The sequence below is a fragment of the Larkinella knui genome (genome assembly GCF_003858645.1).
Taxonomy (GTDB): domain Bacteria; phylum Bacteroidota; class Bacteroidia; order Cytophagales; family Spirosomataceae; genus Larkinella; species Larkinella knui.
On the sequence record NZ_RQJP01000005.1, the window covers coordinates 1 to 19,296 of the forward strand.

16 protein-coding genes are annotated in these 19,296 nt (G+C 44.7%); all 16 read left to right on the plus strand.

Features of this window, described 5'->3' with window-relative positions; all coding sequences use genetic code 11:
- Positions 1-1,168: putative Ig domain-containing protein (locus EHT87_RS31425; RefSeq protein ID WP_221622059.1), on the plus strand; the 1,168-nt coding region annotated here is incomplete at its 5' end.
- Between the two features lie 976 nt (positions 1,169-2,144).
- On the plus strand, positions 2,145-2,945 hold the full coding sequence (locus tag EHT87_RS22405; protein ID WP_124908917.1) for a polysaccharide biosynthesis/export family protein: 801 nt from the start codon (positions 2,145-2,147) through the stop codon (positions 2,943-2,945).
- Positions 2,946-2,949: 4 nt separating this feature from the next.
- Positions 2,950-5,286 carry a GumC family protein gene (locus tag EHT87_RS22410; RefSeq protein ID WP_124908918.1) on the plus strand — a complete coding sequence of 779 codons (2,337 nt, stop codon included), beginning with the start codon at positions 2,950-2,952 and terminating at the stop codon, positions 5,284-5,286.
- A 115-nt stretch (positions 5,287-5,401) separates the two neighbouring features.
- Positions 5,402-6,070, plus strand: a complete 669-nt coding sequence (locus tag EHT87_RS22415) for a sugar transferase (protein ID WP_124908919.1) — start codon at positions 5,402-5,404, stop codon at positions 6,068-6,070.
- 19 nt (positions 6,071-6,089) lie between these two features.
- Positions 6,090-6,572, plus strand: coding sequence for a UpxY family transcription antiterminator (locus EHT87_RS22420; RefSeq protein WP_124908920.1), 483 nt, complete (start codon positions 6,090-6,092; stop codon positions 6,570-6,572).
- A gap of 184 nt (positions 6,573-6,756) precedes the next feature.
- A complete protein-coding gene (locus EHT87_RS22425; protein ID WP_124908921.1) occupies positions 6,757-7,662 on the plus strand; it encodes a hypothetical protein in 906 nt (301 codons plus the stop codon).
- A 132-nt stretch (positions 7,663-7,794) separates the two neighbouring features.
- Positions 7,795-9,324 (plus strand): lipopolysaccharide biosynthesis protein, encoded by a 1,530-nt coding sequence (locus tag EHT87_RS22430; protein ID WP_124908922.1) that lies wholly within the window; start codon positions 7,795-7,797, stop codon positions 9,322-9,324.
- A gap of 52 nt (positions 9,325-9,376) precedes the next feature.
- Positions 9,377-10,978, plus strand: coding sequence for a hypothetical protein (locus EHT87_RS22435; RefSeq protein ID WP_124908923.1), 1,602 nt, complete (start codon positions 9,377-9,379; stop codon positions 10,976-10,978).
- Positions 10,975-12,018, plus strand: coding sequence for a CgeB family protein (locus EHT87_RS22440; RefSeq protein ID WP_124908924.1), 1,044 nt, complete (start codon positions 10,975-10,977; stop codon positions 12,016-12,018). Before EHT87_RS22435 ends, EHT87_RS22440 begins: the two co-directional genes overlap by 4 nt.
- A 41-nt stretch (positions 12,019-12,059) precedes the next feature.
- Positions 12,060-13,238: a glycosyltransferase family 4 protein gene (locus EHT87_RS22445; RefSeq protein ID WP_124908925.1), complete on the plus strand. Its 1,179-nt coding sequence runs from the start codon at positions 12,060-12,062 to the stop codon at positions 13,236-13,238.
- Between the two features lie 55 nt (positions 13,239-13,293).
- Positions 13,294-14,472, plus strand: a complete 1,179-nt coding sequence (locus EHT87_RS22450) for a glycosyltransferase (protein WP_124908926.1) — start codon at positions 13,294-13,296, stop codon at positions 14,470-14,472.
- On the plus strand, positions 14,469-15,455 hold the full coding sequence (locus tag EHT87_RS22455; protein ID WP_124908927.1) for an acyltransferase family protein: 987 nt from the start codon (positions 14,469-14,471) through the stop codon (positions 15,453-15,455). Before EHT87_RS22450 ends, EHT87_RS22455 begins: the two co-directional genes overlap by 4 nt.
- 24 nt (positions 15,456-15,479) lie before the next feature.
- Entirely contained in the window at positions 15,480-16,655 is a 1,176-nt protein-coding gene (locus tag EHT87_RS22460) for a glycosyltransferase (RefSeq protein WP_124908928.1), read from the plus strand.
- A gap of 8 nt (positions 16,656-16,663) precedes the next feature.
- Positions 16,664-17,782 carry a glycosyltransferase family 4 protein gene (locus EHT87_RS22465; RefSeq protein WP_124908929.1) on the plus strand — a complete coding sequence of 373 codons (1,119 nt, stop codon included), beginning with the start codon at positions 16,664-16,666 and terminating at the stop codon, positions 17,780-17,782.
- Between the two features lie 9 nt (positions 17,783-17,791).
- The gene (locus EHT87_RS31820) at positions 17,792-18,316 is read left to right on the plus strand and encodes a DapH/DapD/GlmU-related protein (RefSeq protein WP_374756039.1); all 525 of its coding nucleotides are present in this window, start codon (positions 17,792-17,794) and stop codon (positions 18,314-18,316) included.
- Positions 18,317-18,357: 41 nt separating this feature from the next.
- Positions 18,358-19,248, plus strand: a complete 891-nt coding sequence (locus EHT87_RS22475; RefSeq protein ID WP_124908931.1) for a glycosyltransferase family 2 protein — start codon at positions 18,358-18,360, stop codon at positions 19,246-19,248.
- The last annotated feature ends 48 nt before the right edge of the window (positions 19,249-19,296 follow it).

The following is a 19,296-nucleotide window of genomic DNA, read 5'->3' on the forward strand; positions in this document are numbered from 1 at the left end:
GGCGACGTATTATCAGGATGAGCAGATTCCGGCGCTTCTGGGGAGCATCTTTGAGAACAACCGGGCGGTCAACTGTGCCGCGGGGTTGTATCTCAACAGCGGCTCGTACAACACGCTGGTGTGCCAGTTGCAGCTGGAGAACACGGGCCGGGCGCTGCAGGACGACCGGCTCGAACGCGTCAACCATGCCTCCGTGGCCATGGTCTCCTGTACAAATACCCCAACGACCCCTCCTGCTAATAAACCGCCTATTCCACCAACTCCAACCGTCATGACGCCCCTGACCGCTCAGGTAGGTGTGCCTTTCTCGGGAACGCTGGCGGCTTTCACGGATCCTGAAGGCAGCACGCTGACGTACGGGTTAAGTGAGTTGCCCAGTGGACTGAGTTTAGCCTCGACCAACCGAAGTAGTAGTGCTGCTACTGCAAACCGGGTGGTTAGTGGCACCCCCACCAAAGCAGGCACCTATGCACTAACGTATTCCGCCACGGACGAACAGGGGGCAAAAGGCAGTGTAACTTTCAATTTGACCGTCAATCCGGCTCCGGTTACTTCTGTCGTGACTGGTAATTTTGAGGGGTTTCTGGACAAACTGGAATGTGGGAGCATCCGGGGCTGGGTCTGGGATCGCAATAAACCCAACACGCCACTTACGGTCGAATTTTACCTGGAAACCGGGTCTCCGGTTTCCACCACAATACTGGGTCGTGCCGATGCCGGGATTTATCGGTCCGATTTAAAAGACGCGGGCAAGGGTAACGGAGCGCATGCTTATAACTTTGCGGCTCCTTCGGGCCTGAAGAACGGGGCCCTGGTGCGAGCCCGCGTATTGGGTAGTACCTATGTATTGAAAGGCTCTCCCAAGACGTATCAGTGCGCAAGTGCCCGTCTTTCAGCCGAAGATCATGCCGGAATTGAAGTAACGGTGTTGGGTAATCCCGTTATCACGGATGTGTTGGAAATTGAAATCCGGGGCGCGGAAAACCAGCAACTGCAATTGCAATTGTCGGATGCGCAAGGCCGGACAATTATGGAACGCGAGGTGGAGTGGCCGGGAGTCATTGAACGGCAGCGGCTGCCAGTCATCAGCCAGTCGGCGGGTTTGTTGTGGCTCCGGGTCAGTACGGCCAGCCAATCGAAAACCGTAAAAGTATTGAAATCAAAGTAATCTTCCGGTTGTATTATCGAACAGCCAAATGTGTCCTTGGGCGGATAAACCGTTGGAAGCAGGCGTCTCTGTGCCTGACGAGTTTATGCCCTTATTCCCCGCTTTGTAGTAGATAACCTGCGCTGGCATGTCGCGGTTCAGTATGCCCGCCGTCGACCGTTTCGCATTCTTCCTTTCAAATCAAGTACCGGTTAAAAACAGAAGGGATTCAGGCCGGCAAATAGCTCGTGATACTGACGGTCTTGAGCCGTTGTGTACTGCTCTGAAAATTACCCATAGCAAGCCGATTACTTACACCGCCCTGCTGTTCGGTTTTGGCAACTAATCGGGCTGATAGCGCCTGTTTTTAATTATCGCACAACTAATTTAATGCCATATAATAAAGTAAGGAAAACCGGATGAATTAAATTCGCCGGTTTTCCTTGTCTGTTAAATGCGGTATTTAATGGGCAGTGTACAAGGTATATATAAATTATTGTACAAGCAAATAAAATGGTTAAAAATACTTCAAATGCCCCCAGACTTAGTACAATTTGTAGAAATTATATTCCGGTAAAAATTTGAGTAGTAAATACGCTGGCACCATCCAGCAAGTGGTAGTGGATTAAGCCAGCTGAGAATTCAGTTAATCTTAAGATCTGTGTCTGATAAAAGATATTAAATAATTACTTAAAGTATTTGCAAAATAAAATTCTATTTTTATTCAATTTATAAGTATTATTTTTGTAATGCATTAATACATCAAAGGTCTATTTATGGCCACTAAAGAGTTCAAGTGGAGAGCTGAGTGGCAGATTTTGTATTTTAGATAATTAATCCGCATAAATAATTTCGTTTTACGAATTGAGTAATTTTACTTACCTTGCACAAATTTTTAACAAGTTCTGATACGTATTATTGACCTGGAAAAGTTAGTCTGACAGTAGAACTCAGGTTTTTTGCAGAATCAATATCATTATTCTATTAAAGTGACTGTATGAATCAACGTAAACTGAGTGTCCGGAGTGGGTTTTGGCTGATCGGTTTGTGCATTTGGCTGACGGGTTGTGTTTCAAGTAAGAAATTGGTTTTGTATCAAAAAGGTGGGGTCGGTAAAGATACTATTGCGCTTGCTCCACGGTATATATCGACAATCAAAGTAGGGGATGTGCTGTCTGTACAAGTGAGCAGCTTTAGTCCGGAAGCAACGGCCCTGTTTAATCCGTATACGGCAATAACGGCCATGTCAGGAACGAGCTCGATGCAAAATTCGCCTACGACTCCTTTACCCTATTTGCCAGGCTATCTGGTGAGTGAAGAGGGCCAGATTGAGCTGCCACTGATTGGTAAGTTTACGGTTCAAGGCTTGACTAATAGTCAGGCTGCCAAGCAGATCCGGCAGAAACTTCTTGATTACCTGAAAGAGCCGACCGTCAACGTCAGAAACCTTAATTTTCAGATTTCGGTCACCGGTGAGGTGGCCCGGCCGTCGCTCTTTACCATCCCCAATGAACACATTACACTGCCCGAAGCACTGGGTCTGGCAGGCGATATTACCATTTTTGGCCAACGGACGAATGTGCTGGTAATCCGGGAAGAAAATGGAGTGCGGACTTTCAACCGGGTCGATTTAACGAAGCGGGATCTGTTCCGGTCGCCTTTTTACAACCTGCACCCAAACGATATTGTATATGTCGAACCCGGCAAGGCCCGAATCGCCAATGCCGATCGTACTTACCAATTGGTACCGATAATTCTTAGTGCCTTATCGATTATAGCCATTGTTATAACTCGTTAACACCATGGTAAATAATTCATACACACCTTATCAAGCTTACGAAATTGCACCACAGCCCAATCTGCGGACTACGCTTATGCGTTATCTGCGGTTCTGGCCGTGGTTTGCGCTTTCGATAGTTACACTCCTTGCTGCAGCTTATGTGTATTTGCTCTACCAGGCTCCGGTCTACAGAGTTCACGCCAGTTTGCTGATCAAGGACGAAAAGAAGGGGGGGATTTCTGCCGAGAACCTCATGAAAGAACTCTATCTTTTCAATAAAAATGTAAGTATCGACGATCAGATTGAAATTCTTAAGTCCTACACCTTGATGGATCGGGTGGTAAAAACCCTGGGGCTCGACGTTCAATACTACAACACAACATCTACCTATAACCGGGAGATTTACGCAGAGTCACCCATCCGGTTGATTATCGAAAAATCGAACCCTGATCTGCTCTCGACCGAACTGAATTTTACATTCGTTGATGACAAGACGTTTTTATTAAACGGCTATTCGTATCCATTTAACCAGACCATCAAAACGCCTTATGGATTGTTGCGGGTTTTTGGTCTCAAACCCATTACGGCCAGTACGCAGCCCGTTCTGGTAACCGTATCTACTCACTCACGAGCGGTTAACAGCTATTTGAACAAGCTGAATGTGGAACCGGCTGCCAAAGAATCCAACGTATTGGAATTGAGTATGGAGGAAACCGTGCCGGACAAAGCCGAAGCGATTTTAAACCAACTGGTCAATGCGTATAGTAAAGAAGCCATCTTTGACAAAAACAAGGATGCCGGTAATATGCTCAACTTCATTGAGGAACGGCTGGCTTTGATTGCGGGCGAGCTTTCAAAAGTTGAACAGGAGGTTGAAACCTACAAGTCGACCCAGGGTATTACGGATCTGAGCGTACAGGCTCAGACTTTTCTGTTGACTGTTAAAGAAAATGATGCCCAGCTCAATGAGGTCAATATGCGTCTGAGCGGGTTGGCGGACATCGAGCGGTATGTGGCCAGACAGACGGGTGACAAAAGTGTGGCACCCGCTACCATTGGGCTGAACGACCCGACCCTGACCGGTTTGCTGACCAAGGTATCGGAACTGGAACTGAAGCGCGATGAGATGTCGCGCATGATGGCCAGTAACAGCCCCATGCTCCTGTCGATCGACAGTCAGATTAAAACAATCAAAGGCAGCATTAATGAAAATATCCAGACGATGCGCCAGCAGCTGACCAGTAGCCGGGAGCACTTGTTGACTAATAACCGCAGGCTGGAGGGCATGATTCGGACCGTTCCCGGTAAGGAACGAACGCTGCTCAATATTACGCGGCAGCAGGTTATCAAAAACGGGCTGTATACCTATCTGCTTCAGAAACGGGAAGAAACCGCCCTGTCGGCAGCTTCAACCGTGTCGGACAGCCGGATTGTTGACGCAGCCCGAACGGATGAAAGCCCGGTTGCTCCGGTCAAAAGCACGATTTTTCTGATTTTCGGCTGCATTGGTTTATTACTGCCAATCGGGTTTATCGAAATCAAAGATGCCTTGAACGATCGGGTGATGCGACGGTCTGACGTCGAAGAGTTTACGCAGGTTCCTATTTTGGGCGAGATCGTGAAAGGAAACAAGGTGACCACGGACAATCTGGTGTTTAAACCGCGGATGCGTTCGGTTATTGGCGAACAGATTCGGGCTTTACGTACCAATCTGCATTTTCTGCGGAACGAACAGCAGCGAAGCCAGGTGTTGCTTTTTACGTCCTGCATCAGCGGTGAAGGCAAGTCGTTTATTTCGCTTAATCTGGGTGCCAGTCTGGCTATGGTAGATCATACCACGGTTATTCTGGAAATGGATCTGCGGAAGCCCCAGCTGCATAAAAACCTGCACATGGAAAATCAGGCGGGCATCAGCAATTACCTGCTTGGCGAAGCGACGGTCGATGAACTATTGCAACCCATTATGGGCTACTCAAACTACTTCATCATTACGGCGGGTCCCTTGTTGCCCAATCCTGCGGAGCTGCTCAGTTCGCCCCGACTGGGTGAGCTGTTCCGGGAATTACGGCAACGCTTCGATTACATCCTGGTTGATTCGCCCCCTGTTGGTCTGGTAACCGACTCTCAGGTCATTGCCCCTTTTGCCGATGTTACGCTCTTTATGGTCCGGCATGACCATACACCGAAAATCCACCTTAAAATGGTAGACGCCCTGTTTAAAGAACAGCGATTCCAGAATTTAAGCATCGTTCTGAATGCAATCGGTGAAGGAGAAGCCCATTACTACAACTACGGGTATGGCGAGTACTACGGTGGAGGAGATACCAAAAAACAAATAGAAAAGGGAAAGAGAACCTAGCATGCCCGGTTTATCATCGCTATTCAAAGCCCTATCCAGGCCTTAGTAATACCACAGGTGCCCATTGACAAACCCCAGAACCGTACTTCTTATTCATTAGATATTCACACGATTTATGCTAAGCCTCAACTCACAATACCAAACTCTTTACGTATATGCAGAGGAGCGGAACCGGCGCGGTGATTTCACGTATCGATATTTTGGAAAACGGACATTTGATATCTGTCTCAGCTTACTGGTCACTTTATGTGTCCTGATCTGGATGATTCCCCTGATTGGCCTACTCATCAAGTTGAGTTCACCAGGCCCGATATTGTTCATCCAGAAGCGCACGGGCTACCGGGGAACCTCTTTCAACTGCTTGAAATTCAGAACGATGACGCACGATCCGGAAGCGTCATTCAAGCAAGCCAAGAAAAACGATGATCGGGTAACACCACTTGGTCGGTTTCTGCGGAAAACCAACCTGGACGAAATGCCCCAATTTCTCAATGTGCTCATTGGCGACATGAGCATTGTGGGACCCCGACCCCACGCCGTTCAGCATAGTGCCCAATTCTGGAATACCATGCCGGAATACCGGAAACGCTACCGGGTAAAACCGGGCATCACCGGCCTGGCGCAAATAAATGGATGCCGGGGAGAAATCGATCATGTAATTAAAATGCGTCACCGGGTACGGTATGACCGTTTTTATAACCGCAAGAAATCAATTCTCTTCGATTTGTGGATTTGTTGGCTAACAATAAAGGCGATGGTGGGTGAAAATGAAAATGCCTGGTAATTAAACGGTTTTCAAAAGGATGTCCTGGTACGTATTATATACAAAGTCCCGAACTGAAAAAGTAGTAGCGGATAAATTGCGGGAACGGGGTATCGAGGTGTATTGTCCATTAATTAAGACGAAGCGCAAATGGTCGGACCGGGTGAAAACCGTAGAAGAGCCGCTCTTTCGATCTTACTGTTTTGTCAATCTTGAAGAACAACAACGCGCGCAGGTATTTGGTGTACATGGAATTGTCCGGTACTTATTCTGGATGAATAAACCCGCGGTGGTAAGAGACTCAGAAATCGATACCATTAAGCGTATGCTTAATGAAGTTGATAACAACCACATTCGGGTAGAAACCTTTTCTTCGGCCGACCGAATAAAAATAAAATCCGGTTGCTTTACTGATTCTGAAGGAAAAGTAATTAGCCAGCAGGGAAAAACGCTGGCGGTATTTATTGATTCTCTCCAAATGGTTATAAAGGTCGATTTGTCAAGAACGATCGTTTCCATTTAAATAAAATACTTAAAATAATTCATTTCAAGTATCCTTTCACTATGATACAGTAGGTCTTCAATGGGACTGAAAGGGCGAAGCCGTAAGAATTAATTAGGTAAACTGTTCCTATATTTTAAATGCCGTATCAACTAAAGTATTTTAATCAAATCGCGTGCCAGAAATAAATACTATTAAATCAATAATGAAAAAAATAAAGATTACGTTACTGGTTATTTTAGGTATTATCGTTCTAGTAGAGCTAGTAGGTCGGTATTATGGATTGACCAACTATCCTCTTTATAACTCAAGTGATGAATTTGAATATTTGTTGAAACCAAATCAGGATGTAACTATTTACAGAAATCGATTTGTAACCAATGCCTATTCAATGCGTAGTGATGCCATTAATGAAAAGGATTCGATAGTTGTTTTATTACTAGGTGATTCGGTACTAAATGGCGGAAATTCCATCGATCAGGATAGTTTGGCAAGCACAATGCTGGAAAAAGAATTGTTTCATAAGTATGGTAAAAAAGTTAGGGTATTAAATATTAGTGATAAAACTTGGTCACCGGACAATACAGTTGCTTATTTAAAAAAATATGGCGTTTTCAAGGCAGATATGATGCTTTTGGTGGCCAATAGTGGTGATGCATACGACCCAATGACTTTTCGGCCTATTGTAGGGGTTGCTTCAACCCATCCTGCCCAAAACCAACTTTTTGCGTGGCAAAATCTAATTGCCAAGGCTTGGCCAGTCCTTAAAAAAACGATTTTAGGTCAGTCGGACCTATCGAAATTAACGGGCAACCAGATAGAAAAAAAAGAAAAATTTATTAAAGGCTTTGCGGCACTGGATAGCATTTCCAGACGATTAAAAATACCGTTCTCTATTTATTTACACCGCACGCAGCCGGAGTTAGAAAGTAATAAACTAGATCCAGGCGGGTTAGCAATAGTTAATTTTTGTAAAGAACAGGGGGTGCCCATTTATATTAATCGATTCAAAACTACTTATTTTATCGATGAAATCCATTTAAATAACACCGGACAGAAAGCATTAATGAAAGATTTACTGCCCATTGTTCGTCATGATTTGAAATTATAATATAGATAAACTATCTAATTTTGATAAAAATAAGCGTCATACATAAATACAGGCCCGTTTAAATTGATACTTCAATAATGAATAATCACTGCCAGGTTTAAAAATTTAGCCTTATTTGGTAGTTTATAAATCATGTCAACCACTAAAAGATTAATTTCAGGTACGGCTGCTTCTTGGGCGGGCATTGGCGTTACAATGCTTACTCAAATAGCTTTAGTACCTATCTTTTTAAGCTACTGGGATATAAAAACATATGGCGTCTGGATAGCGATACAAGCTTTATTGAATGTGCTCAGTACAATGGATAGAGGGTATAATGATTTTCTGGAGTACGAGTTTTTAAAACTAGGCGAGCCTAATAAAAATCAAATAGGCTATATACTGTGGTCTGGCATTTTTGTTATTATTCTGGTCAGTATTTTCGAAACGGCCGTTGTCTACTATCTGAGTTTTTATCTGAATGTTGAAGTTCTTTTAAAAGAAGGTAAAGTTGAAGATCCTACTTTATTGAATGAAATTAGATGGTCTTTGATGATTCAGTGGGTTATATGGTCTGTTGCCAATGTCATTGGCCTTTTTTCCCGATCGTTAAGCGCTTTTGGTTACTTCCCAAGAATGGGATGGTGGAATGTTTTAATATCCATTTCCAATTCTATAGTTTCAGTAGTAATTGTTATTTTTGGGGGCAGTCTGTTATCTGCAAATATCGGAATTGGCATATCGTCGGTGTCATTTTTATTGCTTCAATACATCGATGTCCAGAAACTATTAAATAAAGTAGGGGTTACTTCCAATCGCTACTCAATACGGGTTGGATTTAGGTATTACATCACCTCCTTTGGTCTGTCTGCCCGGTATTTTCTGGAAAATTTCAGGCAACAGGGGATTCGGCTGATCATTTTACCTTTCTCGGGAATCAAAGGATTGACCGCATTTTCCACAACGCGAACGGTTGCGAATGTAGCCCAGCAAGGCTTATTAACGATTACACATCCCTTACTACCAGAATTGATGCGGTTTTTGAGGGAAAAAGACCAAAATAAGATGGAAGCCTCCTTTGGGACCGTTTGGCTCGTTTTATTATTCATCCTCGCACCGGGTGTCGTCGTATTGCAGGTGATCGCGCCATTTTTGTTTTCTATCTGGACAAAAGGCCAAATAGAATTTCTTCCCCCTCTGTTCGCAACCTTATCCATCGGGGTTTTATTCTACGCATTAGGGCAACCCGCCATGGCCGTTGTTGTTGGCAATAACCGGTTAAAACAACAGATTATCTTGTCAGTTATCTCCGCGCTTGTGGTGGTAGGTACTATGTTTGCCTTAATGCCATATTTTGGTATCGTAGGGGCCGGAATCGCACTGTTGATTGCAGAAATCGTGGCTGCTATCGGCTTTATACGATTTGCCAGTTTGTGGTTGCCAAATAGTGGTCTTAAATGGCCGGTCAAAGTCTTTAAAATTGCGTTATTATCGGTCCTGATAGCCGCAGCAGGCATATCGATGATGGTGTATTTTCCTTCAGTCAGATGGGAGATTTTTAGCGCCACTATTCTTGCTTTATACTGGAACGCAGTCCGCTATTATAGAAACATGCCGTATATGGCTATTCAAAAAATAAATTCCTTATTCAAAAAACTATCCTTTAGTATAAAAACCGTATAAAACGTAGAATTATCTTTAGTACAGATCGCGTAAATAACTAAAAAAGAGAATTGTGATTAAACCATTGCCAAATAGCGTATTTTTAACCTTATTCAAACGTTGGATTTGGAAAATTATCTTTGTAGCCGCTATTGCACAGTGCTTGTTCTTCTTTTCGGCAGAGAATGTTTTTGCAATAATTAGTGTCGTTGCTGCCTGGCGATTGGTTGATAGACTGGTGCTTACCAAAGAAAACCTGGCTACCTATACTTTCTCAACGGTTATAATATTAGGATATTCCCTGACGCAGTACTGTTTGCCCTTGGTGTTTACTTTGCTGGAAGGTAAACCGTTGGTGTTTAATCTTAAATTCCCTTACAGCGTTTTTATTCATTCCCTACTGGCTCTGCTGGTATTTATAGTGGCTCATTTGCTTTACAAATCGTGGCGGGAAGGTCATGGAAGCAAGTTGTACTATAAAATGAATGGGTTTTTGAGGAGAAATTATTTTTTTACTCCACCCACCGATTTTCAACTCTGGTTGATTGGAATTTTTGGAATGGCGGGCATGGTTGCTACGTTTATTAGTGTAAATCACTATGATGGTACGGCGCAGGAAAGAGGTACAATTGCAAAAATATTACAGGGGTTAGTGCCGTATGCTTACGCTCCGTTTTTCATTTTGTTAAAGCCGCTATTTGTCCCCGGAGGTTCAAGATTTTCGAAAAGCCCGACATTTAAAGTTCTTATTTTTGCCATACTGCTTCTGTTTGTAGGTATGGGCGGAAATAGCAGAGGGTTGTTTATGACGGGTTTGACAGCCGTCGGCATTTCCTACCTGATTGGCCTGCTACTTGGGAAATTTGATTACAAAATTTTTAAATTTAAAAATCTTGCTCTGGCTTTGTTAGGCGTCTGGATTATAACCGGCCCGTTAGCTAATCTGGGAACGGCTATGGTCATTGTTCGGGCCCAGAGAAGTCACATATCCAGTACCGAACTGATTCTGCAAACTTTACAGACTTTTCAGGATAAGAAAGCTATACAACATTACAAGTCCATTAATTTCAGTGATAAATACGATTGGGATGAAACTTACTTCGATAACATATTCTTGTCCAGATTTTGTAATTTAAAATACAACGATGCCAGTCTTGAACTGGCTTATAAATTGGGAAGGAAAGATAAACCAATGCTCGAATATACGATCGATAAGTTCTGGTCTTCCTTACCAGCACCAATTCTATCATTCCTCCATATAAAAATCGATAAACTGACGTTAAATTCTTTTTCCTATGGTGACTATCTGTATTACCGGGCGGGTGGCCAGTTTGGATTAGGAGGATTTCGGACAGGGCATTTTGCCGGCACGGGCCTGGCTACCTTTGGGTGGTGGTATTTGTTATTGCTTGCCGTAGGTGTAATTCCTCTGTTTTTCCTGGTTGATCTGTTTGTACTTAATTATACAGATGGTACTACTAATTATACCTATTTAAGCCTGGCTGCGCACATCGAGATTACGTTTTTCTTTACTCTTTTTTCTGTTTCCAATTTCTCGGAGAGCGTTGTTAATATTTACACCTTTTTTGTAAGAGGCTGGATGCAAATGCTACTTCTGTACTGGGTGCTTCTTTTTGCTACGCGCAAACTAAGTTTTTTAAAACGCTTTGTATGAAGATTTTATATATAGGTGATACTAATCCTTTTTCTACTTCTTTCCACCGACTCTCGGCGTTAAAAAGGTTGGGTTATGAGGTTGATAGTTATAATCCATACGAAGTCTGTAATGATCAGTTAACCAATTTCGTATTATGCAAAGTCCATTTTCGCACCGGCTATTCTTTCTTGCAAAAAAAGATAGAAGAATGGTTGTCTGCTATTTTGGGCGAAAATAAAAAGTTTGATCTGGTGTGGGTCGATAGCGGTGAATTAATTGGTAAAAAATGTTTGCAGATCTTGAAGTCGGTTGGTATTCCGGTAATTCTATATAATGTTGACGATCCTACGGGAAAAAGAGATGGCGGCCGGTTTAAATCCTTATTGAAAGCACTGCCTTTATACGATTTAGTTGTCGTAGTGCGGAAGGAAACGGAAGAAGAATGTATCAAATTGGGCGCTAATAAAGTATTACTGGTTTACCGGAGTTATGATGAAGAAGCGCATAAGCCCTATGCGAACCTTGAAGAGATTCCTTCCCAGTTTCGTTCGGAAGTTGCTTTCATCGGCACGTGGATGCGCTATGAAAATAGAGATGAATTTTTATTAAAGTTAATTGAGAGTGGCGTTCCCGTAAGCATATGGGGAGGACGCTGGCAGAAGTCGCCCAACTGGAATAAACTAAAGCCCTATTTTCGGGGTGGAGGATTGGGAGGTCGGGACTATGTAGCGGCCATCCAGGGCACTAAAGTTTGTATTGGAATGCTGTCAAAAGGCAACCGCGATCTGCATACGCAACGTTCCCTCGAAGTTCCTTTTGCGGGTGGACTGTTTTGTGCCGAACGTACGTCCGAGCATCTGGGAATGTATCAGGAGGGCGTTGAAGCCGTTTTCTGGTCGGATGCCGCCGAGTGTGCCCGGATTTGCAAGGAATTACTCGCTGATGACTCCTTACGTGAACGCATCCGTCTGGCAGGAATGCAACGGGTGAGATCCCTGGGCGTCGGAAATGAACAAACCTGTCAGACCATCCTGGAAACCGCTTTGCAAACAGTTTAAAACCGGTTTTCCCCATACAGTTTCCCCTTTTGTATCTTGCTATGTCAGTTAAGCTTCTCGTTTTTGATTCTCATCCAGTTCAGTATCGCGTCCCAATCTGGCAGACCATAGCCCAGCTTCGTCCGGGTAATATTCATGTCGTTTATGCCTCAGATTGCTCTGTTCGCGGCTATCTGGATGAAGGTTTTGGCCAATCGGTTGCCTGGGATGAACCGATGCTGGAAGGGTATGACTACACGGTTTTGAACTGCGAAAAGGGAAAACCGCTATCCGGCTGGGGATCGTTAACGGGCCGGGGTGTGGGTAAAATAATTGACGAATTAAAACCGGAGGCTATTTTGCTGACGGGCCTGAATTACCGGTATGACCTGATGGCGTATGTTGAAGCGAATCGGCGCGGAATACCACTTTGGCTGCGGTGTGAAACACAGGATGAAGCGGTCACCCGCTCCCGAAGTAAGTCGACCGTTCGGACGCTGATGTACAGAGTTACGTACAAAAAATTTGACCGGATTTATTACATCGGAGAGCTTAACCGGAGGCACTATCTGAAGCATGGCGTACCGAAAGAAAAGTTATATCCTGCTTTCTACGGCACGATCGATCGGTTTGAATCCATGTCCGATGCGGAGAAAGAACTGATGCGTACCCTGTCGAGGGCAAAAACCGGAATTTTGACTACCGACTTCGTTATTGGATTCTCCGGAAAGCTGATTCAAAAGAAAAATCCGGAGATTTTATACAAAATGTTAAAAAGCCTGCCCGAAGCGTTGCGGTCCCGGACCTGGCTTTATTTTCTGGGAAGTGGCGAACTCGAACCAAAATTGCATACTGAAGCGCAAAAAGCGTTGAGCGAGTTTAATGTACGAACGCACTTTGCCGGTTTTGCCAATCAGTCCCAATTGCCCGCCCACTACCTGGCAATGGATGTCCTGGTGCTGCCTTCCCGGCGCATGGGCGAGACCTGGGGGCTAGTGGCCAATGAGGCCATGCAGGCCGGATGTGGAGTCGTCGTGAGTGATGCCGTCGGTTGTCATGTCGATTTCAAACCGCTGGAGCGATTTAAAGTCTTTAAAGAAGGCGATCCTGTGGATCTGGCCGAAGCGATTACAGCATTATCGACGTTTCCCCGAAGCTTTGGGTGGCCCCGACACCAACTGGAAAATTATTCAATTAAGTCAACGGCAAACGCCTTAATCGAAAGATTCGCTACTGCCTAACGTCTCATGCGCTATTCAATACGCATCAACGAATCGCATTTTATAACGCTGGTTAATGAACATTGTAATTTTTACTCATCCTGAATTCAGCTCATCCCAAAGCATGCCGCGCTTTGCCAGAATGCTAGCCGAAGGGATGAAAAACAGGGGGCATCAAGTCGAGATATGGTCTCCGCGTCCTCAATTTTACGGTCTTAAATTTCCGCAGGTTTTCCGAAAATGGCTGGGGTATTTAGATCAGTATATTCTGTTTCCAGTTGAGGTCCGTAATCGGTTAAAAACCAGGGCTGACGATACGCTATTTGTGTTTGCAGATCAGGCGCTTGGACCGTGGATACCGCTCGTTGCCGATCGACCGCATGTTATCCATTGCCATGATTTTTTAGCTCAGCGTTCTGCCTTGGGCGAAATTTCGGAAAACCCAACGAGCTGGACCGGGAAGCGGTACCAGGCGTATATACGTAGGGGGTATCGAAAGGGTAAAAACTTTATTTCGGTTTCGAATAAAACCAATAACGACCTGCATCAATTTTTAGAATCCGTTCCTTCTTTTTCCGAAGTCGTCTATAACGGTGTTAACGCCCTTTATAAACCGGGTCACACACAGGCTTCCCGGATTGTGTTAAGTGATAAATTTACAATCGATTTAACGCAGGGCTATTTATTACACGTTGGCGGCAATGAATGGTATAAAAATAGAAAAGGGGTTGTGGAGATTTATGATGCCTGGCGGAGAATTTATAATCGTACACTTCCTTTACTATTGATTGGGCACGAACCGACATCGGATATACGGCAAATGGCCGAAGCATCTACTTTTAAAAATGATATTCATTTTGTTTCGGGCGTAGAAGATCAACTGCTGGTGCATGCGTATCGGGGGGCTTCTGTTTTTCTATTTCCTTCGTTGGCTGAAGGTTTTGGATGGCCAATTGCCGAATCGATGGCTTGTGGTTGCCGGGTTTTAACAACCAACGAAGCCCCTATGACCGAAGTTGCCGGTAAAGCCGCCGAGTTTATTCCACGTAAGCCACTCAATGGAAAAGCCAGCCAAAAGTGGGCCGAAGAGGCCGCTGCCCGGGTCGAAAAGATTCTCAATGAGTCTGATCAGGAACGACTTGCTTTTATAAATGAAGGTTTCGAGACGATAAAAAGATACAATGTGGAAGTAGCAACCAATCGCATTGGGAAAATATACGAAACCGTATTGGATACCTATTCCTGCTCAAAATGAACGTGACGCAGAGAAATACCACGGTTGATTTTGCCCGGCTTGTTGCTGCTTTTGGTGTGATAGCATTGCATGTCAAGTCTACGACGGCTTCCGCCGAAATATATAATACTTTCTTTTGGCCGCTGTGCGTTCCTTTCTTTTATGTAGCATCACTTACTTATTTTATCAGCGGAGTAAAATCGATTTCGATACCGAAACAATACAGAAAAATAGCAAAAAGAATTGTTGTGCCTTATTTGGCCTGGACGCTCATATACCTATCCTTATTTTTAACAAAAGGGTTTATAACCGGTAATTATAACGACTTCGTTTGGTGGCGAATTCTGTTTTATGGTGAAAGTGCCGTTCAGCTCTATTTTATTTCCACCTTGATTTTTTTGCAGGCATTCGCCTTGTCCATTTATTTATTACTACAGCAGCAAACACCAAGCCGCGTAATGGGCGTGTTTCTTCTGATTTTATCGATAGGCTATCTATTAATCGGCGATATTAATAACTGCTTTGGTGTTGCGGCAACGGGGCAGGTTCTGGGTATTTTACTGTATACATCGGCGGCATTTTATTTAGCCCCTAAAATATCCCAAATGACTAATCGACCAACTTTGGCCATTTTGGGGTTGCTACTCCTGCTATTTGCTGTAGGATCTAATTTTTTAGGGTATAAATATGAGATAGCGGGCTACTCGCTGGTTTTACCGATTGGTGGAATCGGATTATTTTTTTTCGTAGTTGGCTTCCCCGGCTTAAAACTTTCGGCCCGCTTAGTGGCTTTGACATCAGCTTCTTTTGGTATTTATTTTTCGCATATCGTATTTCTCGAAGCATTTGAGTTTTTGATAGAAAAGGGCTTTCACGGTCAGCTAGTGTATGGATTTTGGCTAAAAACCGGCGTTACGCTGGCTGTTTTCAGTTGCTCTCTATTGCTCGTAGTACTCATTCGAAAAATACCGGTAGCGCGTAAAATTTTACTGGGGGAAAGGTAATTCATCAAGCGATACCCAATTTTCATGCGGCTTCTTCACGTCATATCAGGTTTAGATCCAGAAGTTGGAGGAACCAGCCAGGCACTTCGGACCATGATCCAGGGCTTTTCTCAGCATGCGGTCATCAATGAAGTCGTCAGTTTGGACGACCCGCAAGCCGCGTATTTGCGTGACACACCTTTTATGATTCACGCTGTTGGACCGGCAAAAAGTGCGTGGCAGTATGCGCCGGAATTTTTGCCCTGGTTAAAGAAGTACCTGCAAAATTACGACGCTGTCATTGTCCACGGCCTGTGGCATTATCATACCTACGGAATTTATAAAGTTTGGAGTCAGCTTAAAGCAGACAAACCGGCTCTTTATGTAATGCCGCATGGTATGCTCGATCCCTGGTTTCAACGGGCGGCAGGTCGGAAATTAAAAGCTGCGCGTAACTGGCTTTTTTGGAAATTGGTAGAGCATAAGCTGATCAATAGCGCAACCGGATTGCTTTTTACCTGTGAAACAGAAAAGATAATGGCTCGAAAACCGTTCCGTCCGTATTCACCTAAAACGGAGAATGTCGTAGGGCTCGGTGTTGAATATCCACCCGTTTTTACGCTGGAAATGCAGGAAACATTTCTGGAAACGTGCCGCGGTTTAACGGGAAAATTCTTGTTGTTTATCAGCCGGATCGATCCTAAAAAAGGAGTCGATCTGGTGATTAAAGCCTACCGGGCGTTAAAATTATCGGGTGTTGATTTGCCTCAACTGGTTATTGCCGGCCCCGGATTGAATACCGCTTTTGGGCAGGAAATGGTGAAACTCGCCGGTGATGACAAGGCTATTTTATTTCCCGGCATGTTGAGCGGTAACGCCAAATGGGGCGCTTTTTATACCTGTGAAGCTTTTGTTTTACCCAGCCACCAGGAAAACTTTGGCATTGCCGTCGTCGAAGCACTGGCGTGTTTTAAACCGGTATTGATTTCCGATCAGGTAAATATCTGGCGGGAAATCGATAACGGGGATGCCGGACTGATTGGAGAAGATACGGAGGAAGGCGTTTATAACCTGCTCGACCGATGGATTAAAATGCCCGCCGGGCAAAAAAAGCAGATGGAGCTGAGCGCACGGAGAGTTTTTGATACTCATTTCACGGTGTCACAAGCTTCCAAAAATATGCTTCGTGTTTTAAATCAGAACGTTCCGGTTATTAATTAACGAGTACTATGCGTATTGCCATTATACAAGGTGCTTTTCTGCCAGTTCCAGCTATTCAGGGTGGAGCTGTTGAGAAGATTTGGTACCAGATGGGGCAGGAGTTTGCCGAGCTGGGTCATGAGGTAATTCATATTAGCCGTTCGCATCCTGACTTACCGGATAAAGAAGAACGAAAAGGCGTAAGCTATTTACGGGTTTCGGGCTATGACACGCCTGCTTCACTTCTAAAATTAAAATACCTGGATTTCCTTTACTCGTTTCGGGCGGTAAAACTGATTCCTAAAAATATCGATGTCATTGTTACGAATACATTTTGGTCTCCTCTGTTATTGAGTGAAAACCGGCGCAAAAAAACGTACATAGATGTGCAAAGGGTGCCGAAAGGGCAGATGAAATATTACACTAATGCCGGTGTCGGACTGCTGAGAGGCTGCTCTCCGGCCATCTGTGAAGCCATTAAAGAAGAGATTTCGGAGGGTTTTCACAGCAAGGTATCCTACATCCCCAATCCGATTCCCTTTGACATTAAAGCAAACCCGACCCGCCGGGAAAAGGTGATTCTTTTTGTAGGCAGACTACACCCGGAAAAAGGAGTGCATGTTCTTCTTAATGCGTTCAATGCGCTGGATAAAGACGTGCGGAACGAGTGGAAATTGCAGATTGTCGGGCCTTATGAATACAAAGATGGTGGTGGTGGCCAGTCCTATTATGACGAGCTTCTTACCCTCGCCAGTAATTCACCAATAGAATTTGCCGGACCGGTTTATGACGAAAATCAACTGATCGATCACTACGCGCGAGCCAGTATATTTTGTTATCCGGCCCAGGATGGTAGTGGCGATGCCGCACCGGTTGCTCCCAGAGAAGCAATGGCGTATGGAGCCGTACCGGTTGTGTCAAAACTCGAGTGCTTTAATGATTTTATTGCCGATGGAAAGAACGGTTTGTGCTACCAGCATACGGCCGAAGATCAGGTGAAAGAATTGACGCAGGCACTTTCCAGACTCATGACGGATGAAACTTATTTACAGCGTTTGTCGAAAGAAGCAAAGCGGGTTTCGGTCACGTATTCGTTAGCCATCATCGCCAAACGGCTGCTCCATGATTTCAATAAAATTGCGGTTTAAAACACCATGATCAGTATTCATCAGCAAGCATCGGCCTACGATAGTCCGTGGACCGTAAGCAAACGGATCAAGATTTTACTCTGGGAATACACCTGGCTCATTTTCTGTTCCTGGACGCCGAAGCCGGCCAATCCGTGGCGGTTATTTTGGCTAAAAGTATTCGGGGCTAAGCTCTACGGGACGCCGTTTGTGCATCAGCGTTCACGCATTCAGATTCCGTGGAATTTAATCATGCACCACCGCGCCTGTCTGGGCGATCGGGCCAACGCCTATTCGCTGGGATCCATTGAAATTAAAGAACACGCCACGGTGGCACAGGAAGTTTACATCTGCACAGGCACGCACGCCTTTGATCAGCCCGCTAAAAATCTGGTAACGTCACCCATTGTCATTGGGGCGCACGCTTTTATCGGGGCCAGAGCCTTTATTATGCCGGGAGTTACCATTGGAGATCATGCCATCGTTGGGGCCTGTAGTGTCGTCACCAAAGATGTAGCCCCACACCGGGTCGTCAAAGGAAATCCTGCTAAATAAATTTTGTTTGCCCATCCCGGTTTATCCCAGTCACGAAAGTTATGCCATTACCGCTCGATTTAACGATCGCCATTCCTGTCCGAAATGAAGAGAAAAATCTACCTGCCTGTCTGGCAGCGATTGGGCCCGATTTGGCGCAGCATATCGTCCTGATCGATTCGGGCAGCACCGATTCCACCCGCGATATTGCGCGCTCGTACGGGGTTAAAGTGATTGACTTTGTGTGGGACGGGCGGTTTCCTAAAAAGAGAAACTGGTTTTTGCGAAACCATACTCCTGAAACCAAATGGGTACTGTTTCTCGACGCTGATGAGTTTTTAACAGACGCGTTTAAAGCAGAATTACGGCAAACCTTGCAGCGCGAGGATACGAAAGTCGGGTATTGGCTCCGCTTTACCGTTTACTTTCTGGGAAAAGAAAATAAGGGCGGTTATTTCTTGCATAAACTGGCTTTATTTCAGGTTGGAGCGGGTGAATACGAAAAAATTGACGAAGATCAATGGAGCCGGCTTGACATGGAAATTCACGAACATCCGGTATTAAACGGCGAAGTTGGCACCATTCGCAGCAAAATTGACCACCAGGATTTTCGGGGTATGTCGTATTACATCACCAAACATAACGAATATTCCAGCTGGGAAGCGGCCCGTTTTCTAAAGCTGGCGGGTGACACCCAAACGGCACAACGGTTGACGTGGATGCAACGAATAAAATACAGTCTCATGCGTACGCCATTTCTGGGACCTATCTACTTTTTCGGAAGTTTCTTTTTGATGGGTGGGTTCCGGGATGGAAGTCGGGGTTTTGCATTCGCCATTTTAAAGATGGCGTATTTTACCCAGATGTATTGTAAAATACGCGAACTCGAAGAAGGAAATAAAGAGAAATTACCTGCGCTTTTAAATCAGGAAACATCCGGCGTGTTGAAGTAAAGTCAGTCCGGTAAGTCCCATCCTCAGTCATTGCATTCCCACCGAACC

Coding starts and splice junctions, on each gene's coding strand:
- EHT87_RS22450 (WP_124908926.1), top strand. CDS start 13,294: ATGAACATTGTAATTTTTACTCATCCTGAATTCAGCTCATCCCAAAGC.
- EHT87_RS22475 (WP_124908931.1), top strand. CDS start 18,358: ATGCCATTACCGCTCGATTTAACGATCGCCATTCCTGTCCGAAATGAA.
- EHT87_RS22465 (WP_124908929.1), top strand. CDS start 16,664: ATGCGTATTGCCATTATACAAGGTGCTTTTCTGCCAGTTCCAGCTATT.
- EHT87_RS22415 (WP_124908919.1), top strand. CDS start 5,402: ATGCTAAGCCTCAACTCACAATACCAAACTCTTTACGTATATGCAGAG.
- EHT87_RS22460 (WP_124908928.1), top strand. CDS start 15,480: ATGCGGCTTCTTCACGTCATATCAGGTTTAGATCCAGAAGTTGGAGGA.
- EHT87_RS22430 (WP_124908922.1), top strand. CDS start 7,795: ATGTCAACCACTAAAAGATTAATTTCAGGTACGGCTGCTTCTTGGGCG.
- EHT87_RS22445 (WP_124908925.1), top strand. CDS start 12,060: ATGTCAGTTAAGCTTCTCGTTTTTGATTCTCATCCAGTTCAGTATCGC.
- EHT87_RS22425 (WP_124908921.1), top strand. CDS start 6,757: ATGAAAAAAATAAAGATTACGTTACTGGTTATTTTAGGTATTATCGTT.
- EHT87_RS22455 (WP_124908927.1), top strand. CDS start 14,469: ATGAACGTGACGCAGAGAAATACCACGGTTGATTTTGCCCGGCTTGTT.
- EHT87_RS22410 (WP_124908918.1), top strand. CDS start 2,950: ATGGTAAATAATTCATACACACCTTATCAAGCTTACGAAATTGCACCA.
- EHT87_RS22420 (WP_124908920.1), top strand. CDS start 6,090: ATGTCCTGGTACGTATTATATACAAAGTCCCGAACTGAAAAAGTAGTA.
- EHT87_RS22405 (WP_124908917.1), top strand. CDS start 2,145: ATGAATCAACGTAAACTGAGTGTCCGGAGTGGGTTTTGGCTGATCGGT.
- EHT87_RS22440 (WP_124908924.1), top strand. CDS start 10,975: ATGAAGATTTTATATATAGGTGATACTAATCCTTTTTCTACTTCTTTC.